This is a genomic window from Providencia sp. AGC89 (genome assembly GCF_053543535.1).
On the sequence record NZ_JBIXLP010000063.1, the window covers coordinates 51,299 to 68,054 of the forward strand.

General features: G+C 41.7%; 14 protein-coding genes and 1 pseudogene. 12 read left to right on the plus strand and 3 right to left on the minus strand.

Features of this window, described 5'->3' with window-relative positions:
• The first annotated feature begins 137 nt into the window (after nucleotides 1–137).
• The 4 genes and pseudogenes from ftsY (at nucleotide 138) to rpoH (ending at nucleotide 4,710) form a co-directional block, all read left to right on the plus strand.
• Nucleotides 138–1,936 (plus strand): annotated as a pseudogene (gene ftsY / locus ACIPUA_RS12180) (signal recognition particle-docking protein FtsY).
• Between the two features lie 6 nt (nucleotides 1,937–1,942).
• A complete protein-coding gene (gene ftsE, locus ACIPUA_RS12185; RefSeq protein ID WP_048606110.1) occupies nucleotides 1,943–2,608 on the plus strand; it encodes a cell division ATP-binding protein FtsE in 666 nt (221 codons plus the stop codon).
• The gene (gene ftsX / locus ACIPUA_RS12190; RefSeq protein ID WP_042846328.1) at nucleotides 2,601–3,578 is read left to right on the plus strand and encodes a permease-like cell division protein FtsX; all 978 of its coding nucleotides are present in this window, start codon (nucleotides 2,601–2,603) and stop codon (nucleotides 3,576–3,578) included. The genes ftsE and ftsX overlap by 8 nt, the downstream gene beginning before the upstream one ends.
• Nucleotides 3,579–3,834: 256 nt before the next feature.
• Nucleotides 3,835–4,710 (plus strand): RNA polymerase sigma factor RpoH, encoded by an 876-nt coding sequence (gene rpoH, locus ACIPUA_RS12195; RefSeq protein ID WP_042846326.1) that lies wholly within the window; start codon nucleotides 3,835–3,837, stop codon nucleotides 4,708–4,710.
• A 131-nt stretch (nucleotides 4,711–4,841) separates the two neighbouring features.
• Here the strand turns inward: rpoH and gloA2 are convergent, their stop codons facing one another.
• Both gloA2 and panM read right to left on the minus strand, forming a co-directional pair.
• Complete coding sequence (gloA2, locus tag ACIPUA_RS12200; RefSeq protein ID WP_042846325.1) at nucleotides 4,842–5,228, minus strand: SMU1112c/YaeR family gloxylase I-like metalloprotein; 387 nt, start codon at nucleotides 5,226–5,228, stop codon at nucleotides 4,842–4,844.
• Nucleotides 5,215–5,640 carry an aspartate 1-decarboxylase autocleavage activator PanM gene (gene panM, locus ACIPUA_RS12205; RefSeq protein ID WP_042846322.1) on the minus strand — a complete coding sequence of 142 codons (426 nt, stop codon included), beginning with the start codon at nucleotides 5,638–5,640 and terminating at the stop codon, nucleotides 5,215–5,217. Before panM ends, gloA2 begins: the two co-directional genes overlap by 14 nt.
• 379 nt (nucleotides 5,641–6,019) lie before the next feature.
• Between panM and ACIPUA_RS12210 the strand changes: the two genes are divergently transcribed.
• From ACIPUA_RS12210 to livF, 5 genes are all read left to right on the plus strand, one after another.
• Nucleotides 6,020–7,129: a branched-chain amino acid ABC transporter substrate-binding protein gene (locus ACIPUA_RS12210; protein WP_042846321.1), complete on the plus strand. Its 1,110-nt coding sequence runs from the start codon at nucleotides 6,020–6,022 to the stop codon at nucleotides 7,127–7,129.
• Nucleotides 7,130–7,231: 102 nt separating this feature from the next.
• On the plus strand, nucleotides 7,232–8,158 hold the full coding sequence (livH, locus tag ACIPUA_RS12215) for a high-affinity branched-chain amino acid ABC transporter permease LivH (protein WP_042846319.1): 927 nt from the start codon (nucleotides 7,232–7,234) through the stop codon (nucleotides 8,156–8,158).
• The gene (locus tag ACIPUA_RS12220; RefSeq protein ID WP_042846314.1) at nucleotides 8,155–9,426 is read left to right on the plus strand and encodes a high-affinity branched-chain amino acid ABC transporter permease LivM; all 1,272 of its coding nucleotides are present in this window, start codon (nucleotides 8,155–8,157) and stop codon (nucleotides 9,424–9,426) included. Before livH ends, ACIPUA_RS12220 begins: the two co-directional genes overlap by 4 nt.
• Complete coding sequence (gene livG, locus ACIPUA_RS12225) at nucleotides 9,423–10,202, plus strand: high-affinity branched-chain amino acid ABC transporter ATP-binding protein LivG (RefSeq protein WP_449059711.1); 780 nt, start codon at nucleotides 9,423–9,425, stop codon at nucleotides 10,200–10,202. Before ACIPUA_RS12220 ends, livG begins: the two co-directional genes overlap by 4 nt.
• Nucleotides 10,202–10,903 (plus strand): high-affinity branched-chain amino acid ABC transporter ATP-binding protein LivF, encoded by a 702-nt coding sequence (gene livF, locus ACIPUA_RS12230; RefSeq protein ID WP_042846311.1) that lies wholly within the window; start codon nucleotides 10,202–10,204, stop codon nucleotides 10,901–10,903. The genes livG and livF overlap by 1 nt, the downstream gene beginning before the upstream one ends.
• 72 nt (nucleotides 10,904–10,975) lie before the next feature.
• Here the strand turns inward: livF and ACIPUA_RS12235 are convergent, their stop codons facing one another.
• Nucleotides 10,976–11,875 carry a hypothetical protein gene (locus ACIPUA_RS12235; protein WP_131680127.1) on the minus strand — a complete coding sequence of 300 codons (900 nt, stop codon included), beginning with the start codon at nucleotides 11,873–11,875 and terminating at the stop codon, nucleotides 10,976–10,978.
• A gap of 568 nt (nucleotides 11,876–12,443) precedes the next feature.
• On the opposite strand from ACIPUA_RS12235, the gene hutU reads away from it, so the two are divergent.
• The 3 genes from hutU to ACIPUA_RS12250 are packed head-to-tail and all read left to right on the plus strand — an operon-like array spanning nucleotide 12,444 to nucleotide 16,489.
• A complete protein-coding gene (gene hutU / locus ACIPUA_RS12240; RefSeq protein ID WP_042846308.1) occupies nucleotides 12,444–14,111 on the plus strand; it encodes a urocanate hydratase in 1,668 nt (555 codons plus the stop codon).
• A 57-nt stretch (nucleotides 14,112–14,168) separates the two neighbouring features.
• A complete protein-coding gene (locus tag ACIPUA_RS12245; RefSeq protein ID WP_042846307.1) occupies nucleotides 14,169–15,353 on the plus strand; it encodes a CaiB/BaiF CoA transferase family protein in 1,185 nt (394 codons plus the stop codon).
• Complete coding sequence (locus ACIPUA_RS12250) at nucleotides 15,350–16,489, plus strand: acyl-CoA dehydrogenase family protein (protein WP_042846305.1); 1,140 nt, start codon at nucleotides 15,350–15,352, stop codon at nucleotides 16,487–16,489. The genes ACIPUA_RS12245 and ACIPUA_RS12250 overlap by 4 nt, the downstream gene beginning before the upstream one ends.
• The last annotated feature ends 267 nt before the right edge of the window (nucleotides 16,490–16,756 follow it).

Here is a 16,756-nt window from a genome sequence, read left to right on the forward strand (position 1 = left end):
ACCCAAATTTAGATTAAATTTTCAGGATTTTTCTTTCAGATATGTGTTGCTGAGCGATGAAATGGTAGACTGGATGTAATTTTATCGCGATTTAATTATCGAGTGCCATATTTTTACCGCGAGGAGTGTAGTGGCAAATGGCTAAAGACAAGAAAAAAGGGTTCTTTTCATGGTTGGGGTTTGGTCGTAAAAATGAAGAAGATACTCAGAAAACAGACCATCAACAAACAAATACGGCTGACGAAGCTGAAAAACAGCAGCAAGAGCAAGAAGTTGCAATAGATATCGCAACCGCAGAAGCAGAACGACAACATCAAGCCGAGCAGGCCGCCATTAAAGCGGCTGAAGATGAAGCTCAGCGTCAGTATGAGGAACAGCAAGCTGCAATTGAAACAGCAACTGAGCAAGCAGAAAAAGAGCGTGAAGCACAAATAGCGGCGATTCAGGCAGCCCAAGAACAAGCAGAACTTGAACGCCAAAAGGCAGAAGAAGCACGGCTCATAGCAGAGCAGGCGGAGCGTGAGCGTTTGGAAGCTGAGGCAATGCGTGTGGCTGAAGTCGAAATGGAGCGCCAGCGCCAAGCAGAATTAGCCGCTATTCAGGCTGCAGAAGAGGCTTTAGAACAACAGCGTCAAGCTGATTTAGCGACGATTAAAGCAGCGGAAGAACAAGCAGAACGTGAACGCCAAGAAGCCGAAGCAGCACGGTTAGCGGAAGAGCAAGCAGAGCGTGAACGTCAAGAAGCCGAAGCAGCACGGTTAGCGGAAGAACAAGCAGAGCGTGAACGTCAAGAAGCCGAAGCGGCACGGTTAGCGGAAGAACAAGCAGAGCGTGAGCGCCAAGAAGCCGAAGCGGCACGGTTAGCGAAGAACAAGCAGAGCGTGAACGTCAAGAAGCCGAAGCGGCACGGTTAGCAGAAGAACAAGCAGAACGTGAACGCCAAGAAGCCGAAGCCGAGCGCTTACGTTTAGAAGAAGAAAAAAATAATTCGCCAACGGAACAAGAAAAACCCAAAAAAGAGGGTTTCTTTGCTAGGCTAAAGAAAGGGTTATTGAAGACCCGTCAAAATTTAGGTTCAGGCTTTTTGGGGTTATTTTCTGGTAAGAAAATTGATGATGACCTATTTGATGAACTTGAAGAACAATTATTAATTGCAGATGTTGGTGTAGATACCACTCGTAAAATTATTAATAACCTCACCGCGCATGCTAGCCGTAAAGACCTGAAAGATGCTGAGGCTTTATATGGCAAATTGCGTGAGGAAATGTCTGATATTTTAGCGAAAGTGGATAAACCACTCGTGATCGAAGATAAAAAACCCTATGTTATTCTAATGGTTGGGGTTAATGGAGTGGGTAAAACAACCACGATTGGTAAATTAGCACGTCAATACCAGTCGGAAGGGAAAAGCGTCATGTTAGCTGCGGGGGATACTTTCCGTGCCGCAGCGGTTGAACAACTCCAAGTGTGGGGTGAACGTAATAAAATCCCTGTGGTTGCTCAACACACCGGTGCAGACCCAGCCTCAGTTATTTTTGATGCAATTCAATCAGCGCAAGCTAAAGGTGCTGATGTCTTAATTGCTGATACTGCAGGGCGTTTACAAAATAAATCACACTTAATGGAAGAACTGAAGAAAATTGTTCGCGTGATGAAAAAATTGGATGAAAACGCACCGCATGAAATTATGTTAACGCTAGATGCGAGTACTGGACAAAACGCGGTAAGTCAGGCCAAACTTTTTGATGAAGCTGTTGGTTTGACTGGTATCACATTGACTAAGCTCGATGGCACAGCAAAAGGTGGGGTAATTTTCTCTATTGCAGACCAATTTGGTATTCCAATTCGTTACATTGGTATTGGTGAAGGTATTGAAGATTTACGTCCATTTAAAGCAGATGACTTTATCGAGGCTCTATTTGCCCGAGAGGAATAATTTTCGATGATCCGCTTTGAACACGTTAGTAAAGCTTATCGCGGTGGCCGCCAAGCTCTCCAAGGGGTTGATTTTCATATTCAACCTGGGGAAATGGCATTTTTAACAGGCCACTCAGGCGCAGGTAAAAGTACGTTACTTAAACTAATATGTGGCATTGAGCGCCCAAGTGCGGGCCACATTTTGTTTAATGGTCACGATATTAGCCGCTTGAAGAATCGGGAGATCCCATTTCTGCGCAGGCAGATCGGCATGATTTTTCAGGATCACCACCTGCTATTTGATCGAACTGTTTATGATAACGTAGCGATGCCATTGATTATCTCTGGGGCGAGTACAGAAGATATTCGTAGGCGCGTTTCTGCTGCATTGGATAAAGTTGGGTTATTGGATAAAGCGAAAAATTTCCCTATCCAATTATCTGGTGGGGAACAGCAGCGAGTGGGTATTGCACGAGCCGTGGTGAATAAACCAACGATGTTACTCGCGGATGAACCAACCGGTAACCTTGATGGCGAGCTATCGGAAGGTATTATGCGTTTATTTGAAGAGTTTAACCGCGTTGGCGTGACGGTATTAATGGCAACACACGATATTGCATTGATTAAACGTCGTAACTATCGTGTTCTTACACTTAGTGAAGGCCGCATGCTTGGAGGTCAACATGGCTAAGAATGTCCGTAAAGGCAGGCCAGAACGCACCATGCAATCGAAAAGTAAAGCACTAAAGGGCGGGTGGCGTGAGCAATGGCGTTATTCGTGGCTTAATGCACTTGCCGATATGCTTAGGCAACCTTTAGCCACCTTTTTAACGGTGATGGTGATAGCGATTTCACTCGCTTTACCAAGCCTTTGTTATATTGTGTGGAAAAACGTCTCACAAGCAGCAGCACAGTGGTATCCAACACCACAACTCACAGTTTATCTGGATAAATCTCTTGATGAACAAGGTGGTCAAAATGTGGTGACTCAATTACAGGCTCTTGAAGGTGTGGAAAACGTTAATTACCTTTCAAGGGACCAAGCAATGAGCGAATTTCGTAGCTGGTCTGGTTTTAGTACCGCACTTGATATGCTTGAAGAAAACCCATTGCCTGCGGTGGCGATCATAACGCCAAAAATTGACTTTGAAGGGTCAACGGTACTGACCACACTTCGAGACCGGGTTAGTCAAGTGAATGGTATTGAAGAAGTTCGCATGGATGATAGCTGGTTTGCGCGTTTAGCATCATTAACCAATTTGGTGGGGAGCATTGCTTCCGTGATTGGTATTTTAATGATTGTGTCATTGTTCCTTGTAATTGGTAACAGTGTGCGGCTAAATATTTTTGCTCGACGAGATACGATCAATGTGATGAAGTTGATCGGCGCAACTGATGGTTTTATCATGAGGCCATTTTTAAATGGGGGGCTTTTTTTAGGGGCTTTAGGCGCCATAATCTCCTTAATTATGACCTTCTTACTGGTTTGGCAGTTATCGGCTGGTGTTGCGCAAGTCGCAAGTGTGTTTGGGACTCAATTTAATATTGAAGGGCTATTGTGGGAAGAGTCATTATTGATCCTCTTATTATCTGCAATGGTAGGTTGGGTTGCAGCATGGTTGGCGACACTTCAACATTTACGTCATTTTACACCAGAGTAATAGATTGTTTTTAGTGGCTTTTATCGAGGGTTATGGGTAATGAATGCTTATTAGCCCTTGATTTTATTAGGTCTTTATTTTAAAAGTGAACTTAGTCTGGATTGTTTTGTCTTATATTGACCTACTGTTAACAATTCCTGTATATAATTTATTTAATGCCGTTAAACTGCTAAACTCTATGTTTACTTCATGATTAACCAATACGGTTATCGACATCAAACCAATCTGTTTTCCATTTTGTTTATAGAGGATCTGAATGACCAAAGATATGCAATCCTTAGCTCTTGTTCCACAAGGAAGTATTGAAGCCTATGTTAGGGCGGCTAATGCTTACCCGATGCTTACCGCTGAGGAAGAAAAGGAACTTGCTGAACGGCTGCATTACCACGGTGATCTGGATGCTGCCAAGCAACTTATTTTGTCGCATTTGCGCTTTGTTATTCATGTTGCTCGTAGTTATGCGGGGTATGGTTTGCCGCAAGCGGATTTAATTCAGGAAGGAAATATCGGCTTGATGAAAGCGGTGCGTCGTTTTAATCCTGAGGTTGGTGTTCGCTTAGTTTCCTTTGCGGTTCACTGGATCAAAGCAGAAATTCATGAATATGTGTTACGCAATTGGCGTATCGTAAAAGTTGCAACAACTAAATCTCAGCGTAAGCTATTCTTTAATCTAAGAAAAAATAAAAAGCGTCTTGGTTGGTTTAATCAAGAAGAAGTGGATATGGTTGCTGAAGAACTTGGAGTAAGCACGAAAGATGTCCGCGAAATGGAATCTCGCATGGCCGCACAGGATATGGCATTTGATATGTCAGATGACGACGATAGCGGTGATTTCGGCGGTCCAATTGCGCCAGTCTTATTTTTGCAGGATAAATCATCGGATTTTGCAGGTTCCATTGAAGATGATAACTGGGAAAGTCACGCGACTGATCGGCTATCTGATGCATTAGATTCCTTAGATGAGCGCAGCCAAGACATTATTCGGGCACGCTGGCTTGATGATGACAACAAAACGACGTTGCAAGAACTGGCTGATAAGTACGGTGTATCAGCTGAGCGTGTTCGTCAGTTAGAAAAAAATGCCATGAAAAAACTGCGTTTAGCCATGGAAGAAGATGACGACGAGATGTAATTTGTTGTTAAATAAACTGCGGTAAATAATTATCTGCATTTGTCTTCAATAAAATGGAGTATAAATGCAGATAATCACATCTTATATTCTGTTTTTATTTCTGGCCTTATAAATAGGCAAACAACCTACTCTTAGTCGCTATACAACTCTAATGGAAGGCCATCAGGGTCAGCAAAAAACGTGAATCTTTTTTGAGTGTAAGGGTCAATCCGTATTTCTTCACAAGTCACCCCTTGTTTTGCTAAATAAGCGACCCATTTATCTAAGTTATCAACACTAAAAGCAAGGTGGCGAAGCCCTGCTGCTTCGGGGTAGCTCAACCTTACTGGTGGATCAATAAAACTGAATAATTCAATTTGATAATGTTCCCCAAAAGCTAAGTCTGCTTTCCATGAATGGCTTTCAGCACGGTAGTATTGTGCTAGTAAGTTTAAACCTAAAATACGGCAGTAAAAATCTTTACTGACTTCAAAATTTGAGGCGATGATCGCAACATGATGGATTTTATTTAACTTCATGTAGGTAGCCTATCTGTTTTTCCCATACGTCTGGTTGTATTGTCGCATTAAACCCGCAGGCGGTTAAAAATAATTGCATGTGTTGTTTTTCTTGTGGCAAAACATGACTGAAATTGAACTGCCAGTGTTCTACATCAGGATGAGCTCGGAAAATTTCTTGCATTAAATATAAGCCAACACCTCTGCGACGAGTCGCCTCACGAACACAAAAATCACGAATAATGGCATGATGATGGTCAACGCTCACTTTAGCGGCTGCAAGTAACCTTTCATTAAAGCGAGCAGCATAAAACTGTTCCCCAGTTTTAAGTATTTCAGTAAGTTCATGTTGGCTCTGGTCAGGCCAGATTTTATGTAAGTCTAGGTATTGCTGTTCAGTAGGAATGACCAAAGGGATAATAGTGAGTCTCATGATGTTTTGTCCGTTTCCCTGTAAGGGTTGCAGTCACTGATCCTGCCAGAGTGATCTACAACTGATTTTTGGGTTTTAGAGAGAAAAATTTGGTACGACTTAATTTTCCGAGTTTAGCTCGGATTAATTTAAATTTAACTAGAATATAACACTGGTATTTACATAAAAACCACTTAAACACATTAGTTTTTTATTCTGCATCTAATGTAATTACCTACCATATCCATTTGCTATTTAGCATAATTATCTTGTTTAATGTTATGAAATATATAGCCTTATTCGCTGTATTTTGAAATATCAGGCATTGTACCTGTCAACCATAATAATCTACTACAAATCAAATACAAACACTCAGAACCATGAAGACGGGGACGATAAAATGAAGAATATGAATAAAGCATTATTAGCGGGCTGTATCGCGATGGCATTCAGCTCTGCGGGATGGGCAAAGGAAATTAAAATTGCGGTTGTTGGCGCAATGTCAGGGCCAGTGGCTCAATATGGTGATATGGAATTTACAGGAGCGCGTCAAGCTATTGCAGATATTAATGCAAAAGGTGGCATTAATGGTAATACACTAGTTGCAGTTGAATACGATGACGCTTGTGACCCGAAGCAAGCAGTTGCAGTTGCCAATAAAGTAATCAATGATGGTATTCGCCATGTTATTGGTCATCTGTGCTCTTCTTCTACTCAGCCTGCATCGGATATCTATGAAGATGAAGGCGTGATTATGATCACCCCTGCGGCAACGAACGCCGACCTCACTACCCGTGGTTACCAAATGGTATTGCGTACGACGGGTTTAGACTCTGACCAAGGGCCTACCGCAGTTAAATATATTTTAGATGAGGTTAAGCCAACTCGTATCGCTGTGGTACACGATAAACAGCAGTATGGTGAAGGTTTAGCGCGCTCTGTTCGTGAAAACCTCAATAAAGCTGGTGTAAAAGAAGTGATGTTTGAAGGGGTTACCGCTGGTGACAAAGATTTTTCAGCATTAGTGGCGAAGCTGAAAAAAGAAAACGTAGATTTTGTATACTTCGGTGGTTATTACCCAGAAATGGGGCAAATTTTACGCCAAGCGAAGCAATCTGGTCTAAACATCCGTTTTATGGGGCCTGAAGGTGTTGGTAACTCGTCATTATCGAATATCGCTGGTGATGCTTCGGAAGGGATGCTAGTCACATTACCAAAGCGCTATGACCAAGTTGCCACTAACCAACCTATTGTTGATGCAATTAAAGCGAAAAAAGAAGATCCAACAGGGCCATTTGTGTGGACAACTTATGCTGCTATCCAAGGTTTAACTACGGCAATGGAGCGTACAGGTAGTGTTGAGCCTGAAGATTTAGTCAAAGATTTGAAAGCAAATCCAGTTGAAACTGTAATGGGAACGCTAAGCTGGCAGCCAAACGGGGACTTGAAAGGTTTCGAGTTTGGTGTATTTGAATGGCACAAAGATGGGACTTCCACCTCTGTAAAATAGTCGCGAGTCGTGTTCCAAAGTAGTGAATAAGAACCGGAAGAGAGTCACTTTCTTCCGGCTTCTGTTCTCTATATAGGACAAGCAGTTCGAAAGGATAGTCTTATGTCAGATCAAATTCTTTATTTTATTCAGCAATTCCTTAATGGATTGACTCTTGGCAGCACCTACGCACTCATCGCTATAGGTTATACCATGGTGTACGGCATCATTGGTATGATTAACTTTGCCCATGGCGAAGTGTATATGATAGGCAGCTATGTTTCTTTTATTGTGATCGCAGGCTTAATGATGCTTGGGATTGACGTTGGCTGGATCTTAGTCGCTGCGGCATTTGTTGCCGCGATCGTTGTTTCCAGTGCTTATGGTTGGAGTATTGAGCGTGTTGCTTATCGGCCTGTACGTCATTCTAAACGTTTAATTGCATTGATCTCGGCGATCGGGATGTCTATTTTTCTACAAAACTATGTCAGTTTGTCACAAGGTTCACGGGACTTAGCGTTACCAAGCCTAATTACAGGGCAATGGGTGCTCGGTGAAAGTGATGGTTTTGCAGCAACAGTTACGAAAATGCAGTTAACAATATGGGTGGTAACACTGCTAGCGATGCTGGCGTTAACCGTATTTATTCGTTATTCAAAGATGGGAAGAGCCTGTCGTGCTTGTGCTGAAGACTTAAAAATGGCGAGTTTACTTGGCATTAATACCGACCGAGTCATTTCGTTAACTTTTGTTATTGGCGCCGCAATGGCCGCAGTAGCCGGTGTTTTGTTGGGGCAATTTTATGGTGTTATTAACCCATATATTGGCTTTATGGCTGGGATGAAAGCCTTTACGGCAGCAGTATTAGGTGGAATAGGCAGTATTCCTGGCGCCATGCTAGGTGGTTTAATTCTTGGTGTGGCTGAAGCGATGACTTCTGCATATTTGAGCACTGAATACAAAGATGTCGTGTCATTTGGTTTATTAATCGGTGTGTTATTAATCATGCCTACCGGCATTCTGGGACGCCCGGAGGTCGAAAAAGTATGAGAAAAGAAAATTGGATTAACGCTATTGTAGCCTCAGCCACTTTTTTTGTGCTGGCGTTATTTATGATGGGGATGCAACTTACACTTGATGGAACAAAACTGGTTGTCACAATGGGGGATTCTGTTCGTTGGAATTGGATTCTTGCAGGGATTGTCGTCATTTTTGTGTACCAGCTTGTCCGCCCAACGTTAAGTAAAGTATGGAAAGGCGTTCCTAAGAAAGCTTGGTCTATTCCTGATTTTGATGGTTCCACAACAAAACAGAAAATCTTAGCGGTCATAATCATTATTGCTGCAATTATTTGGCCATTTCTAGTTTCACGTGGAAGTGTTGATATTGCGACTTTAACACTAATTTATGTGATGTTAGGGTTGGGGTTAAACGTTGTTGTTGGCCTTTCTGGTTTACTGGTTTTAGGTTATGCAGGCTTCTATGCGATCGGCGCTTATACTTTCGGGTTATTAAATCATTACTATGGTTTTGGTTTCTGGGAAAGTTTACCGATTGCAGGGTTAACCGCGGCATTAGCCGGTTTTTTACTAGGCTTCCCTGTTCTGAGATTAAGAGGTGACTATCTTGCGATTGTGACGCTCGGTTTTGGGGAAATTGTACGTATTTTATTACTCAATAATACTGAGATCACAGGTGGGCCGAATGGGATTAGCCAGTTACCTAAACCTACATTGTTTGGTCTTGAGTTTAGCCGTACAGCAAAAGAGGGATGGGACACATTCCATAACTTTTTTGGGTTAGATTATAGCCCTGGTGATCGGATTATTTTTCTCTATTTTGTCGCGCTACTGCTAGTTGTATTGACGCTGTTTATCATTAATCGGCTGCTTCGAATGCCGTTAGGCCGTGCGTGGGAAGCGTTGCGTGAAGATGAAATTGCATGTCGCTCACTAGGCTTGAGTCCAACGCGAATTAAATTAACCGCTTTTACTATTAGTGCCGCTTTTGCGGGGTTTGCGGGGACATTATTTGCCGCAAGACAAGGGTTTATTAGCCCAGAGTCATTTACCTTTGTTGAGTCTGCATTTGTACTGGCTATTGTTGTACTTGGGGGAATGGGCTCGCAAACATCGGTGATTTTAGCCGCTATTATCTTAGTTGTATCAAGGGAAATGATGCGTGACCTTAACCAATACAGCATGTTGTTATTGGGGGCATTGATGGTATTGATGATGATTTGGCGGCCACAAGGCTTATTACCAATGAAACGTCGACAAATGCAGGTTAAAAAAGTACCTGAAGGGGAGGGCGCATGAGTCAATTAACTTCCCCTTTATTACAGGTCAGTGGCTTAACCATGCGTTTTGGTGGCTTACTTGCGGTTAATGATGTCGAACTAGGGATTAATCAGGGTGAAATAGTGTCCTTAATTGGGCCTAACGGCGCAGGGAAAACAACCATTTTTAACTGCTTAACTGGCTTTTATAAGCCGACTAGTGGCACTATCTTATACCATGATAAACACCTTGAAGGCCTATCAGGGCAAGCTATCGCGCGTTTAGGGGTTATCCGAACTTTTCAACACGTGCGGTTGTTCAAAGAAATGACTGTCATTGAGAACCTACTTGTTGCGCAACACCAACATTTGAAAAGTGGTATTTTTTCTGGTCTTTTAAAGACTCCAGGTTTTCGCCGTGCAGAGTCAGAAGCTCTTGATAATGCGGTAAAATGGTTGGAGCGAGTTGACCTATTACCGTTTGCTAATCGGCAAGCAGGTAATTTAGCGTATGGGCAACAACGACGTTTAGAGATCGCACGCTGTATGGTGACTCGCCCTGAAATTTTGATGTTAGACGAACCCGCAGCAGGACTTAACCCTAAAGAAACTAATGACTTAGATGAATTAATTGCTGAATTACGCAGCCATCATAATGTTTCTATTTTATTAATTGAACATGATATGAAATTAGTGATGGGGATTTCAGACCGTATTTATGTTGTGAATCAAGGTACGCCATTAGCCAATGGTACACCAAATGAAATTCGCCAACATCCAGATGTGGTTAAGGCCTATTTGGGGGAAGCTTACTGATGTTAGAGTTTAAAAAAGTTTCTACTCACTATGGGAAGATACAAGCACTGCATGGGATCAGCTTAAATATTCAAAAGGGTGAAATTGTGACCCTAATTGGTGCTAATGGTGCAGGGAAAACAACCTTATTAAGCACCTTGTGTGGCGACCCTCGAGCATCTGAAGGCCAAGTTATCTACCGAGGTGTGGATATTACTCAATTACCTACATCGAAAATTATGCGTGAAGATATTGCATTAGTGCCAGAAGGGCGGCGTGTATTTTCTCGTATGACGGTAGAAGAAAACCTCGCCATGGGGGGATTTTTCGCTAATCGCCAAGAGTATCAAGAACGTATTGAACGAGTATATACGCTATTTCCAAGGCTCTATGAACGTCGAAACCAACGCTCGGGGACGATGTCAGGTGGGGAACAACAAATGCTTGCCATAGGGCGTGCTTTAATGAGTCAGCCTGAATTGTTGTTACTCGATGAGCCGTCACTAGGGTTGGCTCCGATTATTATTATGCAAATTTTTGATACGATTCAACAGCTACGGGAAGAAGGAATGACCATTTTCCTTGTTGAGCAAAATGCTAATCAAGCTTTGAAACTCGCTGATCGCGGGTATGTACTGGAAAATGGGCGTATTGTCCTGGAAGACAGTGGAAAAGCCTTGTTAGCCAATGAGGCTGTCAGAAATGCTTATTTAGGCGGTTAGTGAGAATATATTAAATACTTCGGGCTGTGGGAGTGTAATAGCTCGAAGTATTTAATACCAATGCTTTCTGTATTATTTTTTTATAATAGTAATTTTAAGCTTATCTTTATTATCATTAATATGTTTTAAAACACCATTATTATTATTCATTAATTCAAGAGTGCCGTCGTCACGTTTAGTTAAATAGGTTTTTCTTTCGACTGAGATTAATAAGTTTGGCAATTCACGACCAAAACTAGTAGTTACATTTATATATTTAAATTTTTTATTAGCCGTAATGATACAATCGCCATTTTCTGTTTCTTTAATCGTAAAACTAGTTCTCATATCATCAATTGATTCATCATTTTGGATTGTATCTATAGCGTTATTTCCTATAATATAATTATCATCTTTGTTTATTTTATGTAAACGAGTGAGCGGGTCGGCAAGAAAGCCTTGATGAGTGATTTGTGATATTATTTGTGCGTTTTCTGAACCGAATTTTGCAGTAAGAACTCTTGCATCTTTAATATTTACTGTGTTTTCTTGGCGATATGGGGTGTGTAAATAAACATTCATTCTATTGAAATCTTTGTTGAATTTATCAGATAGTTCCCTATCAAAAGTAAATCCATCAGATTCAAGAATGTGACCCAGAGCGGTAGATGTCGTTTTATCATCACTATTTGGAGTAAATCTTTCTATTTTAGTTTTTAATATAATTGAAGTTGAATTTTTATCATGAATAATTTCTTTTTTATATTTACTAAGATTCTTAAAGTATTGCTTAAGGGAAATCATTTTACTTTTATTATTTAATGTCTGTTTTCTTTTATTTATTATTGATAACCTGAATGATTCTAAAATTGATCCTAACGCTATTTTAATTCTGTGAATAGAACTTGGGAGTGATTTTTTATTCGAGCTGTTATTTTTTATACAGTGAGTATTTTCGGGGGAATAGACAATATTCTTAGTAATTTTAGTCATAAAGGGTCACTTAGTAATATATTTAAATTTAGGGTAGATTATCCCACCCTAAATTTAATGTATTGCAAAAATAGATAACTATTAATTTGGTATTTATCTTTTATAAGTGACCTGTTTTGTGAAGAGCTTATCTCATTAGAGTGAGTTCTAGCCGTGTTATCTGTTCATTTTTCTATTTTTACGGAATGTGAAGTATCTCCCATTTCAGCTATTTGCTTGTTTCTATGTATAAAATTAAATGTATATACAACTTTTTCCATAGAAACAGAGAGCTACTTGTTGTTGTATAACTTTTCTGACTCCCCTTTTTCCACTGTTCGTATAAAAATTCAAATTTAAATGTATATACTTTGTGAATTAAATGTATATATATTTGAATGCAAGATAAATGATTTCAATGAATAGATAGTCTCGAGCACGTTGATATTGATTTAATGTATTGATTTTAAATCAGTTAACTGACCTGAAAATAAAGGTGAATTGTCGCTAACAAGGTATCTCGTAGATTATCACCGTAGAAAATTGTTAATTTAAAGTTAATTGAAAATGGATGATAGGGGATACAACCATGCAAAACCGTACAGACTTAACTCGAGTGATCCGCGCTCCACGAGGCAGTGAAAAAGCCTGTAAAAGCTGGCTGACTGAAGCCGCGTACCGGATGATCCAAAATAATTTAGACCCCGATGTTGCTGAGCACCCTCAAAGCTTAGTGGTTTATGGTGGTATCGGTCGTGCAGCCCGTGATTGGGAATGTTATGACAAAATTTTAGAAGTATTAAAAACATTGGAAGACGACCAAACCTTGTTAGTTCAGTCAGGTAAACCTGTCGGAGTATTTCCTACTCATCCAGATGCTCCACGTGTACTAATTGCCAACTCAAATATTGTTCCACATTGGGCGAATTGGGAGCACTTTAATGAGTTAGATCGCAAAGGTTTGATGATGTATGGGCAGATGACCGCGGGTTCATGGATCTATATTGGTTCTCAGGGGATAGTTCAAGGTACCTATGAGACTTTTGTTTCACTTGCAAAACAACATTTTGATGGCAATGCTGCGGGTCGTTGGATTTTAACGGGAGGGCTCGGTGGAATGGGAGGAGCGCAACCTTTAGCCGCGACGATGGCTGGTTTTAGCATGATTGCGGTTGAATGTGATGAAAGCCGTATCGACTTCCGTTTAAGAACCCGTTATGTGGATAAAAAAGCCACTTCACTCGATGAAGCATTGCAATACATTGAAGAAGCAAAAGCGACAGGTAAGCCGGTATCTGTGGGGCTATTAGGTAACGCCGCAGATATTTACAGTGAGTTAGTCAAGCGCAATATAACCCCTGATTCTGTGACTGACCAAACGAGTGCTCATGACCCTGTTCATGGCTATTTACCTCAAGGCTGGTCATTAAATCAATGGCGAGAAAAACAAGAAACCGCTCCAACTGAGGTCACGAAAGCTGCTAAGAAAAGTATGGCGGTTCAAGTGGATGCCATGTTGACAATGCAAAAACGTGGCTCTGCCGCTTTTGACTATGGTAACAATATTCGACAAATGGCTAAGGATGAAGGTATCAGTAATGCCTTTGATTTCCCTGGGTTTGTTCCTGCTTATATTCGACCATTATTTTGTGAAGGGATCGGTCCATTCCGTTGGGTCGCTTTATCGGGAGACCCCGAAGATATTTATAAAACCGATCAAAAAGTCAAAGAGTTATTGCCTGACGACAAGCACTTACATAATTGGCTAGACATGGCCCGTGAGCGCATTGCTTTTCAAGGCCTGCCAGCACGCATCTGTTGGGTAGGGTTAAAAGATAGAGAAAGGTTAGGCCGAGCTTTTAATGAAATGGTGAAAAGTGGCGAATTAAAAGGACCTATTGTGATTGGGCGTGATCATTTAGATTCAGGTTCAGTGGCAAGCCCGCACCGTGAAACAGAATCAATGAAAGATGGTTCTGATGCCGTTTCTGACTGGCCGCTATTGAATGCATTATTAAATACTGCGGGAGGCGCTACATGGGTTAGCTTACACCATGGTGGTGGTGTGGGTATGGGCTTTTCTCAGCATTCAGGCGTAGTCATTGTCTGTGATGGAACAGATGCTGCCGATAAGCGTTTAGCTCGTGTCTTACATAATGACCCAGCAACGGGGGTTATGCGCCATGCGGATGCAGGTTATGACATTGCAATTAACTGCGCCAAACAGCAAGGGCTTAATTTGCCAATGGTTAAGTAATGTTGTTTGCCGGCGACTGTTGAGCCGGCAACATTCTGGAATAATAAGGAATTCAGTATGAATGCTGCGTCAATTCAGAAAAAACAAGGGCCACTGGCAGGGATCAAAGTGATCGATTTAAGCCGTGTATTAGCGGGTCCTTATTGCACCGGTATGATGGCTGATCTTGGTGCTGAAGTCATTAAAATTGAAGTGCCTAATCATGGTGATGATAGCCGCCATTTAGGGCCTTTTATTGATGGTGAAAGCGTTTATTACGGCTTAATTAATCGTGGGAAACGTAGCATTGAGCTGGATCTTAAAGCGGATGAAGACCGCGCTATTCTTTTTCGATTAGTTAAAGAAAGCGATGTTGTTGTTGAAAACTTCCGCCCCGGTGTAACTAAAAGGCTCGGTATTGATTTTGATAGCTTAAAAAATCATAACCCTAAATTAATCTATGCCAGTATTTCAGGGTTTGGTCAAAACAGCCCATTAGCAAGTTACCCTGCGTATGACATTGTGGCACAAGCGATGTCAGGTTTAATGAGTGTCACAGGGTTCCCTGAAACGGGGCCAACGCGTAGTGGCGAATCTATCGGAGATGTCTGTGCTGGTATGTTTGCTTCATGGGCGATCAGCAGCGCGTTATTTGCCCGAGAACGACACAATGAGGCGGCACAATACATTGATGTTGCTATGGTTGATGTGTTACTGAGTATGCAATTAACCGGGCTTTCAAACTTATTTGCTCATAATAAAGCACCAAGTTTAGTTGGGAATCGCCATCCTGTTTCTACGCCATTTGATACTTACCATGCAAAAGATGGTTTAGTGGTAATAGCGATTGCCAGTGAAAAACTATTTCAACGTTTTTGCGAGTGCATGGGGAAAACTGAGCTTTGTCAGGACCCCCGCTATTTTGATGACCCCACCAGAACGCAACACCAAGCGGATTTAAGAAAAGAGATCGAAAGCTGGACTTGCCAAAAAACCGTTGAAGAAGTGTGTGATTTATTGTTAAACGCAGGGGTACCGGCTTCACCAATCCATGATTTACAGCAAGCAACACAGAGCGAGCATGCACAAGTACGTCAAGTACTCACTTATTTAAATGATGGTGGTACCCCGTTGATTTCTCAGCCCGTTTTTTTCAATGGTAATAAGCCACATTCAACATTACGAGCCCCTGTATTAGGTGAGGCAAATGCTATTTATAAGCCAGCGAAAACAACAACTAAAAATGCGGAGACAATGTTATGAGCTTTGAAATTAATGAAACTGAACAGGCAATTGTTGATGCAGTAGAAAAAGTATGTCACGACATTTTGCAACCTAATGCACAACGCTATGATGAAACCGAAACGTTCTGTGCTGAAAGTCTACAAGCGTTGGGAGAAATGGGGTGCTGGGGGATCAATTTACCTGAACAGTATGGTGGTTTTGGTATTGGTAGTATTGCGATGAGTAGGGTTGTTGAGGCTGTGGCGGCAGCTTGTGCATCTACCTCATCTGCATTAACAGCCCATTTCCTAGCAACAGATTCAATTTTAGTGGGGGGAACGGAAGAACAAAAAGCATATTGGCTACCGAAAGCGGCAACAGGTGAAATGTTAGGAGCATTCGGTTTAACAGAACCAGCTGCTGGCTCTAACCCAGCCGATATGCGAACAGTCGCTACACGTGAAAACAGCGGCTGGCGTATCCGAGGTAACAAACACTATATTACCAATGCTAAAGAAGCCGATTTTATCGTGTTGTATGCCAAAACAGATGTTGAGGCAGGAGCCCGCGGGATCAGCGCTTTTATGATCCCAAAAGGCACAGAAGGCGTGGCCTTTTCACAGCCAGAGAAAACCATGGGGCTACGTGGCAGTACGATTTATGAATTAGCTTTAAATTGTTGGCTACCTGAATCTGCCTTATTAGGTGAGGAAAATAAAGGGTTCCATACGGCAATGGAAGTACTAGATAAAGGCCGTGTCGAAGTGGCAGCAACCTCGCTCGGTATTGCTCGGGCAGCGATGGAAAGTGCTTTAGGTTGGGTCAAAGAACGTCAAATTGGTAAAAAACCATTAGCTGCATACCAAGGGACACAATGGCGTATCGCCGATATGCACACGCAACTTGAAGCTGCACGTATGCTGACATGGCGCGCCGCTGAGTTACGTGATTCAGGAGAGCGCTTTAGCTTGCAGTCAGCCACAGCAAAATTATTTGCTGCTGAATGTGCTGGTTTCGTGACTGATGCTGCATTACAGCTTCATGGTGGGTATGGTTATATTCGTGACCTTCCATTAGAACGTTATGTACGTGATGCACGAATTTTACGGATTTTTGAAGGTACTTCGGAGATCCAAAAGATCATTATTTCTCGTGCGGTTTTAGATGCGATTTAATTTATTTTAAAAATAATGAGCGAGCAGGCGGGACAGGCGGCTACTCGTTCATAAGGCAGCATAGGAGCACTACCTGACAACAGGATCATGGAATTAAAACACAACAACAATCAGGTTTAAGAATGTATTTCAATTAGTTACTGTGGGTGAATAATAGATAAAACATCATCCAGCGTAATGGTTAATAACTGTACCTTACGATTGTAGTTATTGCGGGTTCATTACGATTAATTGGTTCATTCTTTAGGCCAGCCTTGCTTAAAGAGG

Bases quoted from the DNA above. Each gene is read 5' to 3' on its own strand.
- ftsE (WP_048606110.1), top strand. From the start codon at position 1,943: ATGATCCGCTTTGAACACGTTAGTAAAGCTTATCGCGGTGGCCGCCAA.
- ftsX (WP_042846328.1), top strand. From the start codon at position 2,601: ATGGCTAAGAATGTCCGTAAAGGCAGGCCAGAACGCACCATGCAATCG.
- rpoH (WP_042846326.1), top strand. From the start codon at position 3,835: ATGACCAAAGATATGCAATCCTTAGCTCTTGTTCCACAAGGAAGTATT.
- gloA2 (WP_042846325.1), bottom strand. From the start codon at position 5,228: ATGAAGTTAAATAAAATCCATCATGTTGCGATCATCGCCTCAAATTTT.
- panM (WP_042846322.1), bottom strand. From the start codon at position 5,640: ATGAGACTCACTATTATCCCTTTGGTCATTCCTACTGAACAGCAATAC.
- ACIPUA_RS12210 (WP_042846321.1), top strand. From the start codon at position 6,020: ATGAAGAATATGAATAAAGCATTATTAGCGGGCTGTATCGCGATGGCA.
- livH (WP_042846319.1), top strand. From the start codon at position 7,232: ATGTCAGATCAAATTCTTTATTTTATTCAGCAATTCCTTAATGGATTG.
- ACIPUA_RS12220 (WP_042846314.1), top strand. From the start codon at position 8,155: ATGAGAAAAGAAAATTGGATTAACGCTATTGTAGCCTCAGCCACTTTT.
- livG (WP_449059711.1), top strand. From the start codon at position 9,423: ATGAGTCAATTAACTTCCCCTTTATTACAGGTCAGTGGCTTAACCATG.
- livF (WP_042846311.1), top strand. From the start codon at position 10,202: ATGTTAGAGTTTAAAAAAGTTTCTACTCACTATGGGAAGATACAAGCA.
- ACIPUA_RS12235 (WP_131680127.1), bottom strand. From the start codon at position 11,875: ATGACTAAAATTACTAAGAATATTGTCTATTCCCCCGAAAATACTCAC.
- hutU (WP_042846308.1), top strand. From the start codon at position 12,444: ATGCAAAACCGTACAGACTTAACTCGAGTGATCCGCGCTCCACGAGGC.
- ACIPUA_RS12245 (WP_042846307.1), top strand. From the start codon at position 14,169: ATGAATGCTGCGTCAATTCAGAAAAAACAAGGGCCACTGGCAGGGATC.
- ACIPUA_RS12250 (WP_042846305.1), top strand. From the start codon at position 15,350: ATGAGCTTTGAAATTAATGAAACTGAACAGGCAATTGTTGATGCAGTA.